Genomic DNA, 25,408 nt, shown 5'->3' on the forward strand with positions numbered 1-25,408 from the left:
TTAGATATATTAATTTTTGGTTTGTTTTATTATTGGTTTTGCTATTATACTTTCTTTTTTATTTCTTTTTATAGGTCCATTTTCTCCTATAAGATACATTTTTCTAAAATCAGTACCATCCTCTTTTTGTGCAACAATGATTCTAGCATCGGGATGTGGATTATCGATAAGCGACGATATCACAAAACCGGAATTCTTTCTACTTAAAAAAACGGTGCTCTTTTTAAACGATTTTCCAGCATCAGAGCTATCCCATCTGCTTATTTCTCCAACATCACCTTTACTTTCATGTTCTAAATATAGGCTTACTTCAGTGGTAGATTTTACTTCTAAATCGCCATTACCGTTAGGAAGACCTGGATTCTCACTTTGTAACCACTCTTGTCCATCCCATCTAAAAAGTTGTAAACGTTTAGGACCACTTCTTTTTTCGCCTATGTCAGGCCCAACCAAAACACCAACATGTGGATTGCCATTGGGGTCAACATCTGCTACACCTTGAAACGTCCAATCGTTAGGTATTTCCTTTACCAATGTTTTTCTATCTGCCATTTCCTTGGTTAAAGGCATTTCTAAAGGTTCATTTTTAACATTTTTCCATTTTCTGGTTTTCGTATTAAAAACCATGTAATACAAATTATGTCTTTCTGGAATGTGTCCTCTTGCATCTTGAGCGTTTTTATTATCTCTACAAATATGGTAATCGAAAGCTATAATAATATCATCTCCATTACCTTTGCTTACCCAAGGATACCAAGAATCTTCGGCTTCAATATCAGTTCTTCTTTTATGCTTTAAAAAGGAAACTGGCTCTTCAAATGTTTTACCATTATCAATTGATTTTTGATATACCCAGTTACTCCTATGTGCTCCATGACGGTAAAACAAATACATATCGCCATTATCCATTTTTATAAACTGACTGTAGGTTCCAAATAAAGAAATATTATCTAATGTTTCCCAGTCAGAAATATCTAAGGGTTTTTTAGAAACTGCATGAAGATTTTTTCCGTAGTGATGATTTCCTAATGTATTTTCACCATCTGCAGGGGTGCCTCCGTGCCCTCCATAGGCAATATGAATATAGCCTGAATCATCAATAAGAATTGCAGGTTTACCATGATTATCTATTTTTTTCTTACGGTTTGGGTCTTTTCCCATTTGACTTATTCCCGCTTTAAATGGTCCTTTCCATTCTTTTGTAGTGTGATTATAAGACACTACATAAGGATCTTCCAACGGCCCTTGGTAAGCAACGTAAGTGATGTCTTTATGATACACCCCTGCAGGATGCTGCACAATAGCAACTGCATTTCCAAAACCGTTGTTGGCAAAGTAGTCTACCTTTTGATTCTTTACATCAACATTATGTATCACTTTATTTTTGTAGTTACATCCTATCAAGATGAAACATAGACAAATTCTAATTATATGATGTTTGTTTATCATTGAAAATTAATGTGTTAATCTTAACACTCGGCAATAAGTCTGATGCTAATTATTCGCTCTTTTACTTCAATATTCCACTAAGAAAAAATAGTTTCATCGCTTTGATGCTTTGTATATTTTTATTCTATTGATATTTTAAAAATTTTGTTATCGTTTTTAACATTATTCCAATTCACAAATAAGGACACCGATCCTGATAAGGATGTATTTATTTTAGTTGGTTGCGCATCAGGTCCAAACTCTGTTGGTTTTTTCCATTTTGAGCCTACCGCAGGAATGGCATTAAAAAAATAAAACCCTTCCTTTTTAGGATATTTCCAATCTGCCATTTTTGCATTTTCACCATTTATAGGGTTTAATACCCCTAAAATGACATCGCTATTATTTTGAAAACCTACAGACACATTATCTTCCATATGAAATACAGCCCATTTCCAAGGTGCAAAACACCCTTCAAATTCTGGTTGATTATAAATTTCTCCAGGAATATTTATCTTTTTTTCTACTGCATGCACATTATAAATACCACCCTCTACACGATTTTTCCATATTCTTGTAGGGCCTTCTCCTAGCCAACGTTTACTTTTTATTGCTTTAGCGCTTACTTCCATACCAATTCCAGCATATTCATAAACACCTTCTTTTACCGCATATGTATAATCTAATTTTAATTCTCCCGTTGGTTTAATCGTCCATCTAATACATTCAAAACCATTTTGGTTTTTACTTTCAATAATAAAATAATCATCCTTATTTTTAATTGAAGCCTTTATCGCAAGCTTATTATTAGATTTCACTTTTAGTGTGTCAGCCCTTTTTATATCAACAAAAGGGAAATTTTTTATACTCGTTGCTTTTCCTTTTACAGCCACTGTTTTTAAAACTCCTGTATATTCATCAAACAAAATTGTGGTATCCCCGATATAAAAAAGGAATGGATTCTTTTGGTCTTGAATGACTTTATTTTGTGCTGATGTTTGAAAAAAGACTGTTTCTTTTTCAAGTTGTAATCGTTTTTCATAGACTAATAGCCCTTTATTATCAAAAACTTCAATAATTAAAGCATCGAATTTAGGGAGGTTTTTTGGTAAATCTGTCCTTAACTGTCCTGATTCATTTGGTAAAATATAAGGCGAATTAACATTTCCTGATGCTACGGTTCTAAATCCTGATGTCGATGTATTTGGAGTTTCAAAAGCAATGAGCTTCCATTTGATTTTGCATTCATTTAAATTCACAAAATCAAACTTATTCTCAATAGTTAATTTGCCATTAAACCGTGATGTTATTTTATCTTCTTTAATACGTACTGGCGACCAAATTTCTCTTACCGCATAATAACTGCCATCTTTTTCTCCATTGGGTCCAACAATACCATCTGGTGCATTATTCCCTTGATGAAAAGGTTGATTATTCATATCGGTTCTTCGCAAACCTTCATCAAAAAGTGCCCAAATCATCAACCCTCCACCAACTTTAGATTTTTCAATGGCATCCCAGTAGGTTTTTAGGTTTGCACCGCCCCCACCATCATAAAGCGCATGTAAGGCCTCATTGGGTAACACTATATGGTTTTCTTTAAACAAACGTTGCTTTAATAAAGTATAAGAAGGATAAAAATTGGTTTTTACTATATCAAAATCGGGTGAGTAGTTTTTATAAATATCCCCTGTTTTGGTTTCGTTTTTTAAAGGACGTCGTTTTTGTATATCCCATTTAAAAAAAACGTCATCAAATTTAGGATTGTGTGCCAAATGGTTACCATTACTCCAAAGTACTACTGATGGATGATTGACATCTCTTACCACCAGTTCTTTTACGATTTTACTACCAATTTCATCGGGATAGGGATGCCTCCAACCAGGTAATTCGTCCATTGCCATTAGCCCTAAAGAATCGCATAGGTCTAAAAACTCAGCATCTGGCGGGTAATGACAAATACGCACGGTATTAAAGTTCATCTCCTGCATTAGTTTTACATTATCGAGCATATCTTGCTTGGTTAATGTACGCCCTGTTTCTGGTCTGAAACTATGCATGTTTGCTCCTTTTAATAAAACTCGCTTGCCATTTAAGTAAAAACCGTCGTGGTCTCGGACTTCAAAGGTTCTAAATCCAAATTTTTGTTTATAGGTATGTAATAGTTTCTTTTTTTGTTTTAAAGTAACCTCAACACGATATAAGTTTGGATATTCATGAGACCATAGTGCAACATTTTTTAAACTAGCCTTTAAATGACCTTTATTTTTTAAAATTTTTCCAGAAAATGACTTCCCTACTTTTTGATTATTACTGTCGTAAATTTGTGCTGTTAATGATACATTTTCTTTAAAAGCATCTGTAAATACATCCATTTTAAAATCGCCATTCATTTGAGCATCAATAGCAACGCGATCTATAAAATTTGTGGGTAACTCTTCAATATAAACAGGTCTAAAAATGCCTCCAAACAACCAGTAATCTGCAATGCGTTCTGCTTTTACTACTTGTGGATGCGTTGCTGGTTTCAATACTTCAACTTCTAAAATATTGTTTCCTGATTTTAAAAATTTAGTGATTTCATATTTAAACTCTGTAAAACCACCTACATGTGTTTCTCCTATTTGTTGTCCATTTAAAACCACAGTTGTTTCTGTCATGGAACCCTGAAAAACAATAAAATAGCGTTTGTCTGAATTTAAATTGAATTTAAAATTATGACGATAAAATCCAATTTCAGGTTTTGTTTTATAATCCTTATGGTCTTTACCATAGGTGTAATAGCCAAAGCCTTTGGTTTCCCAATTTGATGGCACAGGAATGGTAGTCCAATAGCCACTATTACGTCCTTCAGACATTTTAAATTCCCAGTCTACAGCAGTATCAGCATAAGTACCGGACAAGTAAGTTTTAGTTTGTGCAACTAAACTTCTAAAAAACAAAAAGTTGATTAGGACAAAATAACCTATATACCTACTGGTTTTCATGATTAAACTTATTTTATGTGTTTCAATTTAAATACATTAATTCTCACGGGTCCTAATAAACCAGACATTTTTAATTCATCATCTTTTTCCCAATGTTTCCAAGAGGAAAAGGTTTGTCTTTTGGAATCACGAGATTCTGGATGTGACAACCAACTAGGAAGTGCCTTGGTTTTATTACCTTGGCGCTGGTAATCTAAAGGTTCTTTTTCGTCGCCAATTAAGCGATTTACCCATAAATTGGTAATTTTTATTTTTAAAGTATTGTTGCCTTTTTTCACATAATCATCAATAGCAACTCTAAAAGGTGCCTTCCATAAGGTACTTACCTTTTTATCGTTTACAAACACTTCGGCTACAATAGCTACACTCCCTAAATCCAATTCAAAAGCATTCTCTTTACATAACTGTTTTTTAGATAAAGTGAATTCTTTTTCATAAATCGCAGTACCTGAAAAATGTTGGATTTCTTCTTCAGTTGCTTCCGACCAAGACGATAATGTTTTAAAATGCTTCTTTAGTGCTGGACCGTTTTTTAAAGGAAATGTAACGTCCCAATCTTCAGACAGGTCTATTGGCTGTGGAACCTTAACCTTTATTTCTTTAGATTTTCCTGATGCCTTTGTATACGACAAACTTCCAGAAAAAGGTGTTTTCCAAATGGTATTGCCTTTTATTTTATAAATTTCTGATGAAGGTATAGACCTACTTAAATTCAAAAATTCTCCTTCTGGAATTATAGTTGTTCTTGAATTCCCATCGGTTTCAAATGTAATTTTCAGAAAATTATTAGCATTTTTTAATGCTTTTCCATTTACCAATTCATCTGAAACTTTGATATTCAATTTTCCAGAAGTCACTTGTTTTTCGATGTCTTTAGTGATATCAAAAGCTTCAAAGTTTTTAGGCACACCTTTGGTTTCTGCTTTAAATTTACCAAATACCGCAGAAATTATTTTGAGGGGTTGATTGCCTGCATCAATTTTAACAAACTCTCGTTCTTCGGCATGAATGTGTTCTACTTTATCTCCAATTTGATATTCCATTCTAAACTCTTTGACATAGCCCATTGCTGGGTCGCAATCGCAAAATCCTCTAGACATCTGAAAATTTAATGCTCCACCATTTACCTTTGCAGCTACTTTATCCGTAATATCTACCAATCCTTCTTGTAAAAAATTACCATATTCTGCTTTTATGATTTTTAAGTTAGATAGTGGTGTTGGTGTTGGTTTTTCTAATTTTACATCAGCTTCAACAATGTAATTTTTATCTACTGAATTTTCTTTAAATACTACAAAAACAGCCTGTTCACTATCTAAAGTAATTGGAATGTTTACAGTACCATCATCATTACTTTTCCAAACGGCTACTTTTTTTATGTCTCCAGTTTCAGCATTCCAAATTTCAGGTAATTTGTTTGCGACTTTAAAACGTCCTGTAAATGCTACTTTTTCCTTTTTGTCATTGGCTATAAAATAGATATCAGCGTCCTTTGTTTTTCTGTGAATAAACCCAATGTCTTCCATATTTGCTTCAACAATGGAAAAATCTGGTGTTATATGCTCGTTATTTAAGAACTCAGCAATTGAAATAGTTTTTATCAAACCTTTATCCCAAAGTGCATTAGCTGTTGTTTTTACATAAACATCACTTTCTGGGTAATTGCTCAAACTTGGCGAACGCTTTGGTTTATTACCAATAATTTTTGCGCCTTTTTTAACCAATGACTCTATAATCTTTAGTGTTTTAGGTGTTATCCAATCGCTTTCTGGTAGGCTCAATACTTCGTATGCTACTCCAAATTTCGTAACAATTTTTCCATTTTTCACAGATAATTCTGCCAATTTATTAGCTCCAATTAAATCATAATCATAACCAGATTTCTTTAATTCAGGTAATAAAAAAGCGGTGTTTGGAGAAGAATCTCCAGTAAACATCAAAACATCTGCAACATTAGTCCCCTGTTGTAATAAATATTGCGATTTGGCGATATAATCTAAATACGATTTACTTTGTGTCCACCAAGTGTTCAAACGGTTTAAATCAAAACCGTGATAACTTAGTGCCATACCTGGTCCAATATCCCAAGGTTGATGCACATAGGTGTGAAATATAAAACGGGTTATGCCTTCTGCCCAAGCTTTATCTCCAATAGATTTAATGGTTGCAGGGTGTTTGTCCCATCCGCCAATTCCTGTAAAGGATTCTGCGCCAACAATGCTACTTCCATTTAAGTGGGCTATAGAAGAGACAAATTTTGATGAATCAAAAAACGGATAACCTCCACTCCAAAACTCGCACATCACAATATCACCTTTGGCGCCAACTTGCATATTATCAAAAGGTCCCCAATAGGGTTCTACAGAAAATTTTAATTTGTTTTTATGGCATAATTCTGCAAAGTGACCATAATAATTTTCAGCAATTAAATCGCCTATAGTTCTTCTAAAATCCCATTGAAAACGCTCAGTAATTTCGCCACTTTCTACGTAATAGCCAGCTAAAGTTGGTAAATACGGTGTTAAATCATAACCTCGTATTTTTTTAAATTGATGCTCAAAACCAGTGGTCCAATTTTGCGAACCCACCTCGTAACTATCAATCAAACAATTATTTACAGTACTCCCTACTAAGTCTCCTAATTTATTTAAAATGGGCTGCACACCTTTGTTCCAATAATCATCTAAAGCAGCTGTAGACATTTTATCGACCTCTAAACCATGGCCTCCATCAACAGCAGGCCTATTTTTTGCTCCATTAGGCGTATGCCCAATTCGTAAAATAACCCATTCGCCTTTTGGAACGTTCCATTCTAAAATACCATTTTCAGAAAATTTAGACGTAATGTCAATGATACTTTCCTTTTGTATAATGGCTGCATTTGGAATTTCTTTGGTATCTGGCAACAAATGATTTCTGATTCTATCTGATAATATTTTATAATCTAATCCATCAATTTTTACAGACGTCTTAGGCTTTGGAAACGCCAAAACAGCGATATCTTGGTAATAACTGAATTTGGTTTTTGGCTTAGGGAGTTCTGTTTTCAATACATTACCACCATCAACAACAAGCTCGCTAAAAACTACAGTTTGCATGGCGTTTTCTTCTGTAACCCAAGGACCACCAGAAGAGGACCAACCTGCGCTGTTATGAAATGCCAAGTCTAAATCTAATCGTTTTGCTTCTGAAGCTGCAAAGTGAAATAAATCCAGCCATTCTTCACTCAAATAGGTAACGCCACCTTTTGGAAAACCTAAGTGCACATTAAACAATTGTGCTTCTTGAATGCCCACTTGTTTCATGGCTTCTAAGTCTTTTGTAATGCCTGATTTGGAAACATTCCCACTAATCCAATGCCACCAAGTTCTCGCTTTCGCTTCATTTGGAGGTGTTTTAAAACCTGATTCTAAAACCCGACTTGTATCTTGCCCATAAAGGGTAATAACACATAATAAAACCGTTAAAATTACACTTACTTTCTTCTTCATTATATCTATCGCTTATCAATTATTATTTTCGAAACTTCTATTTTCACAGGCCCTACCAATCCTGCAGGTAACAAATCGTCTCCTTTTTTATAAAATGGATGCGTGGTAAAAGTAGAGCGCTGGCCCAAAGGTGCAGGCTCATTATTCGTATACCAATCCACCATATTATTTCGGTTAATGAGTGATAACTGTGGATCTTTTATTAACAATGTGCTATTAAGATGTGGTCGTAAATCGTAACCAGAAACATTAGGGAAATTTTCATCTCCAATCAAACGATTTGTCCACTGATTTGTAACTTCAATTCGTAAATCATTTTTTCCTGCCTTTAGTACTGAAGTAATATCCACTTTATGAGGAGACATCCAAAGCACCCCCATATCTTGATCATTTATAATAACTCGGGCTATTACATTAACTTGACCTAAGTCTAGTTTTAACTTATAATTAGTATTCAATAGTTTTTTATCTACTTTAAACGTCTTCTGATAAATAGCCGTTCCAGAATAATGCCTTACACCTTCTGTTTCGTGTAAAGTCCAGTTGCTTAATTTTGGAAAAGTATAGGTTTGAGACCCCATTTTTAAATCGGGAAAAGTAACTTTCCAATCCCCTTTTATTAATATGGGAGAAGGTATATTTTGAATGTCTACTTCTTGTTTACTACCATTAGTAAAGGCAACCTCATAAAGACCGTTTTGTATTGCTTCTATTTCTGTATCTCCAGAATTATTTAATTTAAAACTTAGATTCGTATTATTTACAGCTGTTGAAGGTTTAACGGAGTTAATTCCGTTTGATGATTTTTGAAACACAACAAAAGTAGACGCTTTAGCTTCCATTGAGATAGAAACTTTAGTTTTGCCATCAACATGTTCAAAAGTACTTAATAATGTAGTTTCACCATTCATAGGATTCCAAAGTTCTGGAATTCTACCATCTACATTAAAAGTACATTCGTAAACACGCTTGGTGTTATCTGGATTAAAGAAAAAATAAATATCCTCATTAGCCGTTTTACGATGCGTATAATTAATATGCTCACCCGCTTTTATCTTTAAATCTACAGGGATATTATGTTTTTCATATAGTGTTTCCCACTCAATAACATCATATGTTGTAGGTTTATCCCAAACTTTTTCTAGTAATTGATTAAATTCTATTTGTTGGGCTTCAGAAATACTGTAACCCCCTATTTTATTAGGTTTTCGTCCTATAACAATAACACCTTGATTCGCTAAATCGGCTATTCTCTTTAATGTTGAAAGGTGTATTTGCTTCACATTATTTAAATAAAGTGCATGATATTTACCACCTTCTGGCAATACTAATTTGCCATTTTCTACTTTAACCCGATTTAAAAGTACATCGGTATTTATACCATCATAGTTAATATGGTTGGGTAAATCTCTTACCCCTTTACGAGTCGCTGTTGTATTTGGAGAACCATCACCCACAAAAGCTAAAATATCGACAACAGGAATACCTTTACGTAACAAGTACTGGCTTCTAGCTAAATATTTAAACCAAGCTTTACCAGCGTTATCCCACCATGTTTGAGTGCGATCTATGTGAGAACCAAATTTACTCATACCCATACCTGGCTTAACATGCGTATTGGCTTGGTGTGCAAAACGATGAAACATAATTTCATTAACACCATGACTAAAAGCTTCATCTCCATTATTTTTAAAAAATCCTGGATGTCCTTCAAAACTAATATTACCTCCCGAAGTAAATGCTTCGGCAGAAATTAAGTTTTTCCCATAAATATGGGCAGCAGAAACGGCATCTCTAAGCATTAGTTTATGACCTGCATGAAACTCTCCCATTGGAATATCAGTCTTGCTTGCAATATCTAAATTATTAAAACCAGCATTACCATAGGGTTCTAAATATGTTTTAAAACCATCAGCATGACACCTATCATTAAAATAACCATAATAATTATCGGACATGAGCTTGCTATTAAAATTACGGATATCCCAAAGCACGCCGTCTATTGTCTGTGCATTATCAATGTAACGCCCTGCATAGAGCGGTAAAAATTTAATAAGATCGTAACCATATGCATCCTCAAATTGTTTTTCGTATGCTTTTGTCCAATTTTGTCCTCCTACTTCGTAACTGTCTATTTCTATAAACTGAAAAGCATTAGGAGCCATATCTTTTGCTGCGTCAATCATCTTTTGTACATGTCCTTCGTAAAACACATCAAAAGATTCACGACTAAATTTATCCACTTCTAAACCGGTACCGGCAATAGATGCTGGATCATTAACAACTCCTGTTGTAGTATACCCAAAACGCATAATGGTCCATTTCCCTTTTGGTAATGTTGTTTTCAACACGCCCTTATCATCCATAAAACGGGTTAAATCTAGAATAGCATCTTTATTAATAACCATGCTTTTATCCACCTCTTTTATGTTTGGTAGCCCTCCATTATTTTTTCTTAGAATACTTGTACGCGATATCATGTTATTATAACGTGAGGTATTGGTAAGGCTAATTTCTGCAATGTCTAACGGTACATTTGTTACAAAACGAAAATAACGCGCTGTTATACCTTCAAAAGTTTCGTCAATAGTATATTCATACTTACCATGCCTAGACATCTTCATTGTTAATTCATCTTTAAAATGAACTCCGTCATTAGAACTCTGCAACTTAAAAGGATTTTTGTAACGTTGCTTTTGTGCTTTTAAAAGAAATGACTTCACGGTAAATGGTTCTATAAAATCCCATTGAATCCATGTATTTCCATCTTTAGGAACTATTAATTCTGAGCGTTCATCAATTTTACCATTAGTAGCTATATTGATATCAAAACTAGGTTCTGAACACGAGATTTTAGTAGGGTTGTTGCTATCCTTAAGCTCAGAATTCAAAGCTGGGTATGCTAGTACAGCAACATCTCGATAAAAGTTAGCAATTTTACTTGGTTCGGGTAAAATCATGTTTATCTCTCCACCATCAATAATGGTTTCGCGATAAACTAATTGTTTCATAGAATGTTCTACGGGTACCCATGGTCCTCCACTTGCTGTCCAGCCGTCACAATTATGTATACCAAAACTTAAGCCTAAACGTTCACATTCTGTAGCTGCAAATGTCATCATTTCAATATGCTCGGTAGAGTTAAATTGTATAGGCCCGTTAGGAATATTATGAGTAATATTAAAAATTAAAACACCACCAATACCTACATCTGCAATTGCTTCAAGATCTTTGGTTATACCAACCTTACTCATATTGCCACTCATTACATGCATCCATGTTAATGGTTTTGCACTATCTGGTGGATTTTGAAAGCCTTTTACTAGTTCTTCTTTTATTTTTTCCTGATTTTCAATGCTTTGGCATTTAGCTGAAAACGTAAATGTGACTACTATTAAATTAAGTATATAAATTATAACTGTCTTTTTCATACTTTTTTAATTCCTTTTTAATTGCAATTGAACCGTTTTTCCTGCTTGTTCTCCTTTAGGTAAATGAATTACAAAATGAGTTTTACCATTGTTATAATTACTATTTTCAATACTATAATTCCCTTTAATAGATACGCCAATTTTAGTGAGCTTTTGAGAAGGATCGCTAATTGCAAAATCTAAATGATCTGATTGTTCTTCTAATAATATCACACAAGGTGCGTCTACAGAAACCCCTCCTTTAATTGTAGCTGTTCCTTTTTTATAAAATACAATACCTGCTTTTTTTTCGTCAGTCATCACAACAGACTGTTGCACTTTGGTATTCATAATTTTAAAAGGATTGCTTTTGTATAAACTCATCATTTTTTCTTCTGATGCATTTGGTACTAAAATGTAACTATAGGAGCCATTTTTAGGTTGATTACCATGAGATAACCACAATTTAAATATATGTTCTGTAAGTATTACAGGTCTGTATCGTTTTGCAACTTTGTTCCAACTACCTTCTAATATTTGAGTAGAAATACTTGCATTGCCTCCATCAGGAAATAAATACCCAATATTATCGTGCAAAACCCAATCTGGTATAATTCCTCTTTTTCTTCTTACACTGGTTTCTAAAGCACCATCTTTTCCGATTACAACGCCACCTTTTAAAAAAGACTGATTTATTGATGTTGTAACTTGATGGTTTGCGTTTGTTGAAATGCCACTCCCCAAACAAACAATGGCATCATCAAACATAAACCATGATTTTTTAGCCTTTAATCCATCACGATTATAATCCATTACAGCAATACCATTTTCACCATTACTAACGCCTCCAACAAAAACACTATTGGTTTTGAAACCACTAAACTTAATAATTGGTAATGGGTCTTTATCTTGAATTATAGTGGTTCCTGATAATTTTTTCCAATCCCAAAATGGAAAGATATTTTCGTATTCCTTTCCATGCGTTGATATTAAGGACACACCATCCCCCATGTAATAGCCTTGAATATTTTCTTGATTAACAGACTCTGTACCTACAACGCGCTCCGAACTCATTTTAACAGAAAAGTAGAAGTTTTTTCTGCGGTGTACTTGAAAATCAGATTTCCAGAAATGTTTATTTCCTGCGAGGGTTTTAGCATCAAGAGCCTCATTATAAACTTTCACATTGTCCTTGTCTAGCATCTTCATACTTTGAATACATGCTTTAAGACGGTTTGCTTTTTTTATTTGTTCATTCTCAAAAAGCTGTCTTCCAGAAGCGCTAACATCGTAAGTATCATTCCAAATGACCCATTGCTGTCCTTTAAGAATAATGTTTCTTAAAAATTCAATTTTGTTGGCTTCAAATTTAAATGGTGTATTGCTCACAAACGTGTAGCATTTTATCATATCCTCTAGATAAGACAAACCGTAATTACCAAATTGCATTTGCGCACCATGCTCATGATACGACCAATCTAATTTAACACCAACACCTTTGGCTATTTGTAATTCATTTTGAATGGCTTTACTGGCTATAGCAACCGAATCTGGTTTTCGTAATAACAATGAGCGTAACATGACGTTGGTAGATAACCAAACTTTATTCTGACCAGACATTTTTATTTTAGCCCTATGAAGTAGAATCGAAGACTTGTCTAACTGCTGTTGACTTAGTTCTTCTTCCATTAAAAAAAGTATTGGCAACAGCAACTCTGGAACGCCAATATGTTGGTCGTGCCAATTTGTGCTTAGAAAATCGTTATCCAACCAAAAATTTAAGCTTTTATGAATTTTTTTTGAAAGATTCTTATCCAAATAATATTTAGAAGTCTCGTTTTTATAATTGATTGCTAAAGTTTGCACATACTTTAAATGGTTTTTCACAGGCCAACCACCTCTTATTTTATTGGTGTAATCTATGTTTGACCAAGAACCATCTTCTTGAAAATCTGATAATAAACCTTGGATTTTAGCATCATCAGTTTTTTGATTTATATAATACTCTAAAACATTTTTATGAAATTGAAATAAATCAGAAGAGTATGAAACATTTATACTAGTTTTACCGCTTGAATTATTACAACCATAAAAGACCGCTATAAGGACTATTGAAAACAAATACGTTTTACATAATTTCATTAATAGGTTTATTTAAATCAATCTTTATTGCAACTAAACATCATCAATAAGGCATTAAGCACTATTAAACCGCAAATAATAAATACTACTGTTGCCATCGTTAAAATTTTATTTTAATCAATAAATAATTCATCAATATAAGGTCCGCTTTCACCAGTTGTTTCTATCCTAATATTATTTGCTCCAGCTTTAAGCCTTAATATAGCGGGTACAAATTTCCATTCTTTTTCCCAGCCTCCTGTTGGTTTGAATTCCAAAGTCCTTACAAATTCATCATTCAAATACAATTTCATAGTATGCAATTTCCCTTCATTATTATGCATATATCTAAAACGCATACTGTAATCCCCTTCTTCACCATCGTTTTCTTGATAAAAAGTTATTGCGCCTTCTTTTCCATCAAATCTCACAAAACCGCTACCTTTATAACGGCGCGCTTTGTTGCTTACTTTTGCATCACCTTCAAGAATCCCCTCTTCGGCAGAAATATTTACTCCTCTTCCAATCCACATGTCTTTAGAATGTTCATCTCCCCAAAACAAGCCTTCATTTTTACCAAAAGTTTCTTCCATATGTAAAACCACTTTTCCGTTTTGTTTTACAATGGCTTTTACAGTTGTACCATCTGAAATTTCAAAAGCACCTTTATACTCTAGTCCATTTGTTTCTGGGTTTTCTCCGTTTAAAGTGTATAGAATTTCTAAATTTGAAGATTTATTTTCGCCTAAAACTTGAACTGAAGCTGCATTAATACTTATTAGATTTGAAATGTATAGTGCTTTATCTCCTAAAATTGATGCGGTAACAATAGTCGCATTTTTTGCATTTGGTAGTTCTCTTAAAAACAATCTTGTTTTTCCAAAAAACAATGCTCTGTAATCTGATTTTGTTCTACTAGTTTGGTCTATAGGATTTCCATTTTCCATAGAAACCTTATTTACATCTCCTTGAATATTATAGTATACCTTATTTTCTCCGTAAGGATACAAACTGTTGTTGCTATCTAAACTTTCTGATGTGATGATGTAACTTGCTTCAAAACTACCTTCTCCTGCTAATTTCTGCAAACTTGTCTTTAATTTTGAAGGCTGTTTGGCTGTAGAAAATGAGGTTCTTTTTACTTCTTTACCATCAATATACGCTACCGCTTCTAGCCTCCCTTCTTGGTAAGGCACCATCCATTCGCATTGCATTTCGTTCCAAACGGTTCCTGGTTTGTCTTTTCCTAAAGATTTTCCGTTTAAAAATAATTCTACCTCATCGGCATTAGAATATACCCAAACAGGAATAACCGTTCCTTTTTTCATTCTTGGATGCGACCAATGTGGCAACATGTGTATCATAGGTTCAGTTGTCCATTGGCTTCTATAAAAATGGAATAAATCTTTTTTAAATCCAGCTACATCTAAAGCGCCACCCATAAATAAATTAAAAGGTAAACCGCCATGTACTAAACCAGCTTCTCCATAATAATCGAAACCTGTCCATCTAAAATTTCCGCTATGCCAAGGATTATCCCGAACAACTTCCCAATATTTTCTTGCTGAAACTCTTACGGTTGTATTATCATAAGACGAATTGAAACTTTGTTTTCTATTACGCCAGTTTTTAGGATTAATGCCTTCGTAAAAGAAAATTTCTTTTTCTGTTAAATTTGGTAATTCGTAAGTTCCTGGTAATTCGTTATCGCGCCACCAAGTTTGCGTTCTGTAGTACCCTCTAGTTTGCCAAGTATGAGGTGCTTCAGTTGAGATAAACGGTTTCTCTAACGTTTTACCTTCAATAAAGGATTTGGTTTCTGAACCACCGTTTACACCCTCAATATCCATATCTTCTGGATTTCCTGCGCCTGAAGTAAACAATCGTGTTGGATCTAAATTTCTTCCAAATTCCACCATTTCTGGGGCAACATCACTATGTGTTTCGTTACCTAAACTCCAAACAAAAATACTGGCGTGATTTCTATCTCTTGTAATCCATTCTTTTACATCGCGTTTCCACCATTCGTCAAAGGCTTGTTTTCCATAATCTTGAGGTGCTTTTTTGTGCCAACCATCAAAAATTTCATCCATAACCAGCAACCCAATTTCATCACAGATATCATAAAACATCGGTGGTGTTGGGTTATGTGAAGGACGAATAGCATTGATGCCCATATCTTTTAGACTCTGTAATTTCCAACGTAGCATTGGTTTTGTCCAAGCACCACCTACTGGTCCGCCTTCCCAATGTTCGCAAACACCTTTCAGTTTTACGTTTTCTCCATTTAGCCAAAAACCTGTTTTGGTTTCCCATTTTACGGTTTTGAATCCGAACCTTGTTTCTATTTCATCAATTACTTTTTTACCATCTAAAATTTGAGTCACTGCTTTGTATAGCGTTGGACTTTCTGGACTCCATAATTGTGGATTCTCTATTTCAAACTGATATGATGGATTTGTATTTTCTAGTTTTTCACAATTATTGGTCAACTCTTTTCCTTCTGGAGAGAATAGTTTTACTTCATATTTCAACTTTTTAATTTCTCCATTAATTGCAGCATCAACAACAACCTGTGCTTTATTTTTATTGATGGAAGGTGTTTTTATAAAAATGCTGTTGGGTTGAATGTGGGTTTTGTTTACCTCAATCAATTTTACAGGTGCGTATATTCCACAAGGATGATACCACCTTGCAGAAGGTTCTAAAGCATTATCTACTCTTACTGCAATCGTGTTTCTTCCTTCTTTTAAGTATTTTGAAATATCGTATCTAAAACTAATATACCCGTAAGGTCTTTTTGCAATGTAATTCCCGTTTATCCAAACTTCACTATTCATATACACGCCATCAAAATTGATGTAAGTGATTTTTGACAGGCTTTCTTTTTTAATATTGAAGTATTTTCTGTACCAACCAATACCGCCATCATGATAACCACCACCTTGTCCTTGATCGCCTCCTTTTCTTACCCCTTTTTCAAATGACCAATCGTGTGGTATATTTAATGTTTGCCAAGCAGAATCATCTATTTTTTCTTCTGAAAATGAAGGATTATCTTCTAGAACAAAACTCCAGCTATTATTAAAGTTAATTTCTGTGTGTTGCGAAAAACATAGCATTGACAAAAACGCGAATGTAAAAGCTAAACAAATTTTAATTTTTAAATTAATTTCCATACTATTTTTAAGTGCTTTTTATTATTTAATTCATTTTAAAAAACTCCAGTTAACCTAATCATCAGTTGGTAGACTTCCCCACCATGCTTTATTAGGCTTCCAATCTTTACGCAACATATCTTTACGCAATCTTTCATGAAATTTAAACATACTTGCTTTCTTTTTCGATATTGCTACTTGTTCTTTTTTGTAATCATAAAGTGGATCGGGACTAGGGTATTTAGCTCCAACTTCATTCAACCAATTCATTAATGCTTCAATCATTTCTTGAGTTCTTTTTGATTGTGATAAAGCTAAATTGCTGTCCTCATGAATATCTTGAGTTAAATTATACAACTCATCATGCCCATCTCCCCAATAATGTATAAGTTTCCAATCTCCTTTACGCATCATAGAAACGGGTCTCCCCCCTTGATTTCCATAATGCGGATAATGCCAATATAACGGACGTTCTTCTATGTTATATCCTTTTAATACAGGCAAAATACTTTTACCATCAATATGCGCTTGCGGTTGCAAAGGCAAACCTGCTAAATCGAGTATTGTTGGGAAAAAGTCGCTTCCTACAACAGGGATATGACTCTTTTTACCTTGATGATTCATCCATGGTACATTTACTATATATGGAATTCTTATACCACCTTCCCACTGATAACCTTTACCTCCTTTTAATGGTAAACAATTGGTTGAGTAATTATCACCTGAAGTCACTCCACCATTATCAGAAGTAAAAATCACGATTGTATTTTTATCTAAATCATTTTGTTTAAGTGCTTCTAAAACCAAGCCCACTGCATCATCCATAGTTTCTACTAAACCACCATATACTGGATTATCTTGATACTTTCGCATAGGTAAAAAATAACCTTCTTCAAAACCTTTTTCTGGAATACCATTTTCCTCTGCTTTATTACGGTACTTATTCCACTTCTCTTTATTTGTTTGTATTGGACCATGAACAGCGTAAAAAGACAGGTATGCCAAAAATGGTTTATCTTTTGATGCTTTCATAAAACCAACCGTTTCTTTAGCTAATCGCATAGAAAGATTTTCTCCTTTTTCTTTATTTTCTAATTTCGGGTTATTAAAGGGTGAAAAATATCCTCCTGCTGGGCTACCTCTATGGTACCCTCCTTTATTAATATCGAAACCATAATCTTCAGGACTATACCCCACATCTCCCAAGTGCCACTTTCCTGCAAAAAATGTAGAATAACCCGCATCTTTTAAAGCCATAGGCAGTGTTATTGTACTGGTGTCCATATGATGTTTGTATTCCGCAGGAAGCACTTTAGAAAAGCGCTTTTTTGTGCGCCAATCTTCTCCTGCTGGAGCACCAATCCAATCTGTAATACCATGTCGAGCTGTAAATTGACCCGTCATGAGTGTTGCTCGCGAAGGACTACAAACCTGACACCCCGCATAACCATTTGTAAACACCATACCGTTATTTGCTATAGCATCAATGTTGGGCGTTTCATAATAAGAACTTCCCATACAACTTAAATCAGAATACCCTAAATCATCAGCTAAAATGAAAAGAATATTTGGCTTTTCATCTTTAGTTTTGCATGATACAGCAATTACCAAAAACAGCAAACAAGTAAACTTCTTTATCATTTTATATTTAAATTAAACAAAGTTTTTTTAATATAACTGTTTAACAAAGCTGTCTTCATTTATTATTGAACAGATTTTAGTGATTGTAATACCCTTAGCTATAACAAAGTTCCAAAAGGAATGGCAAATTTCTCCTATCAAAAACGTAATTAGATTGTTTTATAAAATGCTTTAATACTTATTGATTTTTTCAAATTTTTAGAGCTTTTGTATAACTACCAGTTCTATTTAACTCGTCATAAATCCGCATTTTCCAATAATAGCTTGTATTTTCTTTAAGCCTAAATTGATTCGCTTTTAAAACTTCGGTTGTATCACTTTCTATTTTTTTACTATCCCAAACATCTCCAATATTATTATCAATATTTTCTTGAGATGATGCTACTAAAATTTGAAACGCTGTTTGTTTTTGATTTGTGTTAGATACTTTCCAATGAAATGCTTTACCATCAAACGTGTTATCTTCAATAATTAAAGCATAAGGATCTTTATACTTTTCTATTAAATCTTCACATTTAGCTCTTAAGTTATTTAAAACATCTTGGTATTGCTTATCATTCACAAGGTTGTTTGTTTCTCTTGGGTCGTCTTTTAAATTGTACAATTCTTCAATAGATTTGTCATCTACATATCTAAAATACTTCCACTCTTTGGATCTAACCCCTTCACTTGGTGCTATATTTTTAAAGTCCCATAAATGCTCTATTAAAATCGTATCACGTTCTAAATCCACATTTTTTTCGTTAATAAATGGTTTTAAACTTTTTCCGTGCCAACTCTTAGGGGCTTCTACGCCAGCAAAGTCTAAAATCGTAGATGGTACATCTATATTTAATGCCATAGCATCAACATCTTTATGTGTTTTATTTCTTGGATCATATATAATTAAAGGCACTTTTAATGAGTTATCGTACATTAACCATTTACCTGAAATTTGTCTTTCACCTAAGAAAAACCCATTGTCGCCCATTAAAACAATTATGGTATTATCTGCTATACCTTTGGCTTCTAGTTTTGTTCTAATTTTAGCTATTTCGTTATCAATTCCAGCAAGCATCCTGAAATACCCTTTAACACTATGTTGGTACTTTTCTGGAGTATCATAACGCCAATACCAACGTAAACGATTAAATCCATCCTTTACCAATTCTGGCAATTTATTATAGTCTTCATCTGAAGAAATATTAGCATCTGGCACGGTTACATTTTCTAAAACATGATTGTTTTCTTCTTGCCAAAAATATTGCTCAACTGTATTATCGCTTGCATGGGGTGCGCTAAAACTCAACTGCAAACAAAATGGTTTATCTGTTGGCGCTTTATCTAAAAACTGTAGTGCTTTTTCTCCTGTATAGCGTGTTAAGTGTACTGTATCTTTTTCTAAAGTTTTGTAATAATAACTGGTAATATCTTTACGGTCGTACCTTAAATCGTAATTTTCATGAACATCATAAAGTGAGTCCAGTTTTTTATATTTCACTCCAAATTTACCGTACAAACCCGTGTAATATCCCGATTTTTTTAAAACTCTAGGAAAAGCATGCTCCATATACTCATCTTTCATAGCTTTACTGGTAAAACTGTAATTGTGTGTACGTTCTTGCAACCCACTAAATATACTTGCCCTACTTGCAGCACAAATGGGTGTTGTGGCAATGGTGTTTTTAAAAAACACACCACTTTTTGCTAGTTTATCCATTTCTGGCGTGTGGGCTAACTCATTACCAGCATAACCTAAAGCGTCCCACCTTTGGTCATCTGTAAGAATAAAAATGATGTTAGGCTTTTCTTCTTTAATTTCAGTAGACTTGTTTTTATTACAAGCTAAAAATGACAATCCTATTATTGATAATGCTAGTAATCTATTCATTTTAATAATATTGATTAATATAGATATATGGAAGTTTTAATTTACTGGTTTTGGTGACTGTACAACTCCCTTACCTTTTTCAAATTCCCAATGGGGAACAGCAGGCTTTTTCTTATCAAATGTGTAGTTGTATTTTTTGAGATAATAATCTCTTGGTTTAAACTCATCTTTTATTTGAGCTAATTTCTCATTCAATTTATTATCTAATTGTGTTTGAATTGTTTTGAATTCAGGTTTACCTAACAAGTTGTTCATTTGAAATGGGTCTGCAACATTATCAAAAAACATACTTGCCCCATCTGTTGTTCTTGCATAGGTATATTGTTTAGTTCTTATGGCCCTATATGGTAGATTATTATAACTTCCTGCAAAAGGTGCAACATTCATTACTAATGCTGCCCTATCTGAATTAGAATCAGGATTCTGTATTAGTGCTGTCAAATTTTCTCCTTCTATATCTTCTGGGATTTCTATATTGGATAGTCCTAACAACGAAGGTAAAATATCTGGCGTGTTTATAGGCGCATTTACAACTGCACCTTTTTGTTTATCTATTCCCGGGTAACTAATTAAAAACGGAACCCTAATAGATTCATTCCATGCCAGCTGTTTCTGGAAAGGTCTAACATCATGTGCTCCCATCATTTCACCATGGTCGGCCGAAAATACAACGATAGTATTATTTAATAAGTCAAGCTCTTTCAATTTATCTAAAACGGTTCCAATGGCTTCATCGGTTGCGGTTGCATGTGCATAGTATCCTTGTAATTCTTCACGACTTCTATCTTTAAACTTCTCAGCAACATTTGGGTTTAAGGTTAAAGATTCTGGTGGGTACATATCCTTATACTTCTTAGGCGCATTATGATGTGGAAAATGCGGTGTTGCAATTGAAATGAATGCTAAAAACGGTTTGTCGTCCTTGGCATTTTCAGCTATATAATTATTGGCATCTTTAACAATTGCAAATGGCGAATACTCATTCCAGTATTTTATCTCAGGATCCTCATTATAATAATACGGCATTTTGGTGTAATTATGTGAGCACTCTAGAGCCTTCCAATAGTCAAAACCTTGGCGTCTTTCTTTTGGAGTGTAGTTTAACCGTCCATGACCATCTAAATGCCATTTACCCCAATAAGCTGTATTATAGCCCGCTTCTTTATATATTTCTGCCATACACAATTCTTCCGAAGGCAAATACACATCGTTTACAATCATTCCTGTAGTTGTTGGAAACTTACCTGTTAACAACGCTGCTCTATGTGGTGTACAAACTGGTGTTACAGATACTGCATTTGTAAAATTGACAGCTTCTTTTGCAAACGCATCTAAATTAGGTGTTTTTACATCAGGATTTCCTGCATATCCCAATGCAGAACCTCTCCATTGATCGGTTAAAATGTATACAATGTTTGGCTTTTTAGATACTTCTTTAGAACTTTCTGATACTGACTCAGATTTTGTTTCTTTTTTACAACTTGATAAAGTAACTACGGTTAGTAATAGAGTTATCGAAAATAATTTAATTTTCATTTTTTGAATAATTGTTGGGTTGGTTTTATTTAATTTTTTGAACTCCTTCTTTGGTTGCGTTAATTTCTTGTATCGTTCCGTCTTCATTATAATATAAATATTCAATACACGTGTTTCTTCTAAATTTTGAACCACCATTCCAACCTTGCCAGTGGTAAAAGAAATAATGTTGTCCTTTATACTCAACTATAGAATGATGATCTTGTCTTTGCTTTGGATTGATGGCTCCTTTGTATTCAAATGGTCCGTAAGGACTATCTCCCATAGCATAAAAACCACCTAAACCTGCATTATAAGAATAGTAATACTTTCCGTTGTATTTGTGCATATAACTGGCTTCAAAGAAATTTTCAGCTCCATACGCTATACTTCTAGGAGTTTCAGCCAATTCCAAAAGGTTATCTTTTAACAAAGCCATTTTCGGCTCTCTAACACCCCAGTACAAATACGTTTTCCCATCATCATCAGTAAAAACACAAGGATCTAACCATTGTCCTTCAACACCTTTTATCCAACCGATGTCTTTAAATGGTCCTTGAGGTACATCACTAACTGCTACACCACAACGCATGTCGTCTTTTGAACCTTTTACAGAATGCGGATAAAGTAAATAGTACTTGTTATTTTTATAAATGGCAGTTGGCGCCCACATCCACCCTTTTGCTCCCCAGGGAATATCTCTAGAATGTAATACTTCACCATGGTCTGTCCAATTTACCATATCTGTTGATGAAAAGGCATGATATCCATCCATGGAATCATAGAATGTAGCATCTTCCATATCCTGAGAAGTGTACATCCATACTTTTCCGTCTTCCCAAACATGGGCAGACGGATCTGCAGTACGCATATGACGAATTACAGGATTGTTCTCCTGTTTTTCTATTGATACTTCAATTTTTTCAACCTGTTTCTCTTTTGTTTGGTTTTTCTGATTTTTACAACTTACCAAAGCAATCACAAAAAAAAGAAGTGAAATTTTAAATTTCATCAAATTAAAGTTGAGACGTGAATTTATAATCTCCAGGTTGAACTAACAATTCAAAACCAGATACTGTATTATCAATTAATTTTACACGATTATCGCCTTTAAATGTTTTACCGTTTAATATCAATTCTTTTTCTGTATTAGCAGGAATAGTAATTTTTGCCGTTGTATTTGGAGGAACTACTACATGTAATTCAAATTTACTTCCTTTTATTTCCCAAGAAGAAACTACTTTTCCGTAAGGTGTATTTAAACTAGCTGCCGCAGATGTTAATGGTTCTTTTGGCACAGGCGCTATTCTAATGGTTTTATAACCAGCTTCCAAAGGTGCTATTCCTGCAATACGCTCATACATCCATTCTCCTATAGCACCGTAAGCATAGTGGTTTAAGCTATTCATTTTCATTGGATTGAAACCATCTTTTTTACTATAACTATTCCAACGTTCCCAAATAGTGGTTGCGCCTTGATTTATAGAATAGAACCAAGAAGGATACGTTTCATTGAACAAAATCTTATACATCAAATCTATTTCTCCTGTTGCATCTAAAACTTCAGATAATAATGGTGTTCCTAAAAATCCTGTTCTTAAATGATTATCGGCTTCTGCTATTTTTCTTAATAAATGTTTTTTAGCATTTGCATTATTATCCTCAGATAGTAAATCAAAGGCTAAAGCCAATAAATAAGAGGTTTGTGTTTCTGCAACACCTTTTACTTTTCCGTTTTCAAAAAACTTATTTTCAAAAGCATTTGCAACCGTTTTGTAAATCGCATTGTATTTTTCAAACGCTTCGGTTTTACCTAAAGCTTTTGCTGTTTTTGCTGTTAAGTTTGCCGAATGTGCAAAAAACGCAGTTCCTATTAAGGAATGTGAAGTATCACCTTTAGGGCTATCATTTTCTGGAAGCGGCTGTAACCAGTCTGCAAAAAAGCCCATAGAAGAGATGTAATTTTTAGTAACACTTTCATGGTATTTTACCCAACCTTTCATGGTTTCAAAATTCTCTTCGAGGATTTTTTTATCTCCTGTTCTTAAGTAAATCTTCCAAGGAATAATGGTACATGCATCTCCCCAACCTGCACTTACTTTATTATTAAATAACACATCTGGTACGACCCATGGCACAGCTCCATTATCAGATTGCGACTCGCCAACACTTTGCATCCAGCTTGCCCAAAATTTATATACATCGGCATTAAACATAGATGCTGGGGCAAATACTTGTGCATCGGCTGTCCATCCCATACGTTCGTCACGTTGTGGACAATCGGTTGGAATATCAAAAAAGTTTCCTCTTAATCCCCAAACGATATTGCTTTGTAGTTGATTTAACTTCTCGTGAGACGATGTAAATGTTCCGTTTTCTTCAAAATCTGAATATTGCACTAATCCTGTTACCCAATCTTTTGATGGGGTTTTTGAAGTGTCATATCCACTTAATTCTACATACTGAAATCCGTGAAATGTAAATTTTGGCATCCATTCTATAACACCATCTTTTGAAGCTGTATAGTAATTCGTTGACTGCGCACTTCTATAATTTTGGGTATAAAATGTACCATCTGGAGATAACTTTTCTGCAAATCGAATTTTTAGCGTTTGCCCTTTTTTCATAGGTACTTTAAGTAACGGCACACCTACCATATTTTGTTGAAAATCAAAAACAGCTACTCCCCCTTTTTCTACAACTTCTTGTGTTGCTAATTCAATTTTAGTTTTAACAGTGGTATGTCTTTTTGGCTCTAAACGGATGTCATTCGTTACAGGAAACATATTTACAGACTCCCATGTTTTATCATTAAAATTATTTGTAGTCCAATTTGGCATTTCTAAATTGGCATCATAGGTTTCTCCATCGTAAATTTCTGATATTCTAGTTGGTCCGTTTGTTGTACCTTTCCAAGTATCATCAGATAAAATCATTTCTTTAGAACCATCTTTCATCGTTAATTCTAATTGAAATATCATTTTAGGCGTTTCTGTATCAACCCACAACTCTTTTTTCCAACCTAAACGTCCTGAATGCCATCCTGCAGCAAGCTCAACACCTATGGTATTTTGTCCAGATTCTATTAAATCGGTAACATCGTAAGTGATTGTTTCAATACGTTCTTTATAAGGCGTATATCCAGGAGGCATTACATCATCACTGACATCTTCTCCATTTATAGATACATCAAATACTCCTTTTGCTGTAATGTATAATCTTGCTGATGCTACATCATTAGACAATTCGAAACCTTTTCTTAAATATTGTGGTCTGTGAATGATATTTTCTTGACTTCCTAAAAGCTTTTCCTTTTTGGTATCTAAGCCAATCCATTTTGCTTTCCAATCGTTATTGCTTAACAAACCCAACTCAAAATGACTAATTTCACTCCATTTTGAAGCTTCGTTATCTTGGTTCCAGTATTTTACTTGCCAATATACTTTTTGACGTGATTGTAAAGCTGCTCCATCATATTTTACCCAAGTAGATTGAGCTGTTTGTTGCTTTTCTGAGTTCCACAAATCTGCATTGTCAGGTAACAAATCTGGGGTACTAGCCACTACTATTTGATATGCTGATTGACTTAAAACGCCTTCTAAAACTGGCAATTGCCATGAAAAACTAGGTGTTTTATCATAAAACCCTAACGGATTTTCAAACCCTTCTGAAATGGTTAATTTTTGAGCTTCTGCTATAGTTACCTGTTCTTTACATGCCGTAAAGCTCAAAAACACACAAGCAAACAAAGCACATCCAAAATATTTTAAGTTCATTTTTTTTAACA

11 protein-coding genes are annotated in these 25,408 nt (G+C 34.0%); all 11 read right to left on the bottom strand.

What is annotated here, in order from left to right; all coding sequences use genetic code 11:
• Positions 1–9: 9 nt before the first annotated feature.
• Positions 10–1,377, bottom strand: coding sequence for a BNR-4 repeat-containing protein (locus tag Q0870_RS03900; protein ID WP_298551286.1), 1,368 nt, complete (start codon positions 1,375–1,377; stop codon positions 10–12).
• A 191-nt stretch (positions 1,378–1,568) separates the two neighbouring features.
• Positions 1,569–4,415 (bottom strand): glycoside hydrolase family 2 TIM barrel-domain containing protein, encoded by a 2,847-nt coding sequence (locus Q0870_RS03905; protein WP_298551289.1) that lies wholly within the window; start codon positions 4,413–4,415, stop codon positions 1,569–1,571.
• A gap of 8 nt (positions 4,416–4,423) precedes the next feature.
• Positions 4,424–7,906, bottom strand: coding sequence for a glycosyl hydrolase (locus Q0870_RS03910; RefSeq protein ID WP_298551291.1), 3,483 nt, complete (start codon positions 7,904–7,906; stop codon positions 4,424–4,426).
• A gap of 5 nt (positions 7,907–7,911) precedes the next feature.
• Positions 7,912–11,337 (bottom strand): glycosyl hydrolase, encoded by a 3,426-nt coding sequence (locus tag Q0870_RS03915; protein WP_298551293.1) that lies wholly within the window; start codon positions 11,335–11,337, stop codon positions 7,912–7,914.
• A gap of 6 nt (positions 11,338–11,343) precedes the next feature.
• Positions 11,344–13,458: a polysaccharide lyase family 8 super-sandwich domain-containing protein gene (locus tag Q0870_RS03920; RefSeq protein WP_298551295.1), complete on the bottom strand. Its 2,115-nt coding sequence runs from the start codon at positions 13,456–13,458 to the stop codon at positions 11,344–11,346.
• Positions 13,459–13,571: 113 nt separating this feature from the next.
• The gene (locus tag Q0870_RS03925) at positions 13,572–16,616 is read right to left on the bottom strand and encodes a sugar-binding domain-containing protein (protein ID WP_298551297.1); all 3,045 of its coding nucleotides are present in this window, start codon (positions 16,614–16,616) and stop codon (positions 13,572–13,574) included.
• Between the two features lie 54 nt (positions 16,617–16,670).
• The gene (locus Q0870_RS03930) at positions 16,671–18,236 is read right to left on the bottom strand and encodes a sulfatase (protein ID WP_298551299.1); all 1,566 of its coding nucleotides are present in this window, start codon (positions 18,234–18,236) and stop codon (positions 16,671–16,673) included.
• 190 nt (positions 18,237–18,426) lie between these two features.
• The gene (locus Q0870_RS03935; protein WP_298551301.1) at positions 18,427–20,106 is read right to left on the bottom strand and encodes a sulfatase; all 1,680 of its coding nucleotides are present in this window, start codon (positions 20,104–20,106) and stop codon (positions 18,427–18,429) included.
• A 36-nt stretch (positions 20,107–20,142) separates the two neighbouring features.
• Positions 20,143–21,642, bottom strand: coding sequence for a sulfatase (locus tag Q0870_RS03940; RefSeq protein WP_298551303.1), 1,500 nt, complete (start codon positions 21,640–21,642; stop codon positions 20,143–20,145).
• A gap of 25 nt (positions 21,643–21,667) precedes the next feature.
• Positions 21,668–22,633 carry a family 43 glycosylhydrolase gene (locus Q0870_RS03945; RefSeq protein ID WP_298551305.1) on the bottom strand — a complete coding sequence of 322 codons (966 nt, stop codon included), beginning with the start codon at positions 22,631–22,633 and terminating at the stop codon, positions 21,668–21,670.
• A gap of 4 nt (positions 22,634–22,637) precedes the next feature.
• Positions 22,638–25,397, bottom strand: coding sequence for a family 78 glycoside hydrolase catalytic domain (locus Q0870_RS03950; RefSeq protein ID WP_298551307.1), 2,760 nt, complete (start codon positions 25,395–25,397; stop codon positions 22,638–22,640).
• Between the last annotated feature and the right edge of the window lie 11 nt (positions 25,398–25,408).

It is taken from the genome of uncultured Algibacter sp., from assembly GCF_947487575.1.
GTDB lineage: Bacteria > Bacteroidota > Bacteroidia > Flavobacteriales > Flavobacteriaceae > Algibacter_B.

What these genes read in the sequence shown, in the direction of transcription:
- Q0870_RS03905 (WP_298551289.1), bottom strand. Translation starts at nt 4,415, where the DNA reads ATGAAAACCAGTAGGTATATAGGTTATTTTGTCCTAATCAACTTTTTG.
- Q0870_RS03910 (WP_298551291.1), bottom strand. Translation starts at nt 7,906, where the DNA reads ATGAAGAAGAAAGTAAGTGTAATTTTAACGGTTTTATTATGTGTTATT.
- Q0870_RS03915 (WP_298551293.1), bottom strand. Translation starts at nt 11,337, where the DNA reads ATGAAAAAGACAGTTATAATTTATATACTTAATTTAATAGTAGTCACA.
- Q0870_RS03920 (WP_298551295.1), bottom strand. Translation starts at nt 13,458, where the DNA reads ATGAAATTATGTAAAACGTATTTGTTTTCAATAGTCCTTATAGCGGTC.
- Q0870_RS03925 (WP_298551297.1), bottom strand. Translation starts at nt 16,616, where the DNA reads ATGGAAATTAATTTAAAAATTAAAATTTGTTTAGCTTTTACATTCGCG.
- Q0870_RS03930 (WP_298551299.1), bottom strand. Translation starts at nt 18,236, where the DNA reads ATGATAAAGAAGTTTACTTGTTTGCTGTTTTTGGTAATTGCTGTATCA.
- Q0870_RS03935 (WP_298551301.1), bottom strand. Translation starts at nt 20,106, where the DNA reads ATGAATAGATTACTAGCATTATCAATAATAGGATTGTCATTTTTAGCT.
- Q0870_RS03940 (WP_298551303.1), bottom strand. Translation starts at nt 21,642, where the DNA reads ATGAAAATTAAATTATTTTCGATAACTCTATTACTAACCGTAGTTACT.
- Q0870_RS03945 (WP_298551305.1), bottom strand. Translation starts at nt 22,633, where the DNA reads ATGAAATTTAAAATTTCACTTCTTTTTTTTGTGATTGCTTTGGTAAGT.
- Q0870_RS03950 (WP_298551307.1), bottom strand. Translation starts at nt 25,397, where the DNA reads ATGAACTTAAAATATTTTGGATGTGCTTTGTTTGCTTGTGTGTTTTTG.